At 35.1% G+C, this 1068-nt stretch carries 2 protein-coding genes; both read left to right on the top strand.

Translation table 11 applies throughout. The features are described from left to right. The coding region (locus tag NLX67_RS22555) for an acyl-ACP desaturase (RefSeq protein WP_254313631.1) at positions 1-813 on the top strand (813 nt) is incomplete at its 5' end. A gap of 28 nt (positions 814-841) precedes the next feature. Further along, the coding region (locus tag NLX67_RS22550; protein WP_254313630.1) for a hypothetical protein at positions 842-1068 on the top strand (227 nt) is incomplete at its 3' end.

Genomic DNA, 1068 nt, shown 5'->3' with positions numbered 1-1068 from the left:
AATATTGACTGGAGCTATCACGAATTTATTCCGTGGGACAAGGCCATGTCCTTTAAGCGGGTTCCTTGGGATGAGAGTCAAGTAACTCTTCCAGAAAGTGTAATTGTAGCGATAGAAACCGCATTACTTACAGAAGTAAATTTACCTTGGTATACTTCGCATTTGGATTATACATTTAAAAATTCAATGGAAGTAATCAATGATTTCGTACGCACTTGGACGGCTGAAGAAGACCAGCACTCTAGCTTGCTTGAAACGTATTTATTGGTGACACGAAACGTAAATCCTGCAAGATTGCATGAATTAAGAAGACGAGTCGTTGAAAGTGGCTGGTTTCCAGACTTCACTAACCCTTTAGCAACAATGGCCTATACTTCATTGCAAGAGTTAGCCACACTCGTTTTTTATAATAATGTAGCGAAAATAGCGAGTCCACATGACAAAGATTTAGCAACAATACTTCGACGTTTAGCGAAAGACGAAGCACTTCATTATGCATTCTATCGCGATACAGTGAAAGCACACCTTGAACTTGATCCGAATTTCATTGTTTATTTTGAGAATGTCATTATTAATTTCTCTATGCCAGGCGCCGTTATGCCAGACTTTAGCGATAGAATGAAAACCATTGCAATAGATGCAAATTATGGTCCGTTACAATACTTTGACCAAGTATTAGATGTAATTGTGACTTATTGGGATATTGCTAACTTACAACCCACTAGTGAAGATGCCAAACAATCACAAGCGAATATATTGAAATATCATGGGCGTTTAAAAAGAATTAGAGATCGCCATCTAGTAAAAAAATAAAAGACAGATGGATGGAAGGATTTTTATAATGAAAACAACTTGCGAATTATGTGAAAAAGAAACGAAAGATAAAGTAAGTTATTTAGAGCTAGAAACGTGGGAATTTGATTTTTTAAACAAAGAGAAAAAAGATTTTTACTCTATTTGTTTCGACTGTTTTGACAAACATACCAATAATTTTATTGATAAAGAAATGGATCTTGAATTAAGAAAAAAACGTTCTCTTTCTGTGGATAGAAAGATCCAAGAAGAAAT

It is taken from the genome of Domibacillus sp. A3M-37, assembly GCF_024213455.1.
Taxonomy (GTDB): Bacteria; Bacillota; Bacilli; order Bacillales; family Domibacillaceae; genus Domibacillus; species Domibacillus tundrae.
The sequence above is the reverse complement of the archived record's forward strand: the minus strand, read 5'-3'. Positions and strand labels throughout refer to the sequence as shown.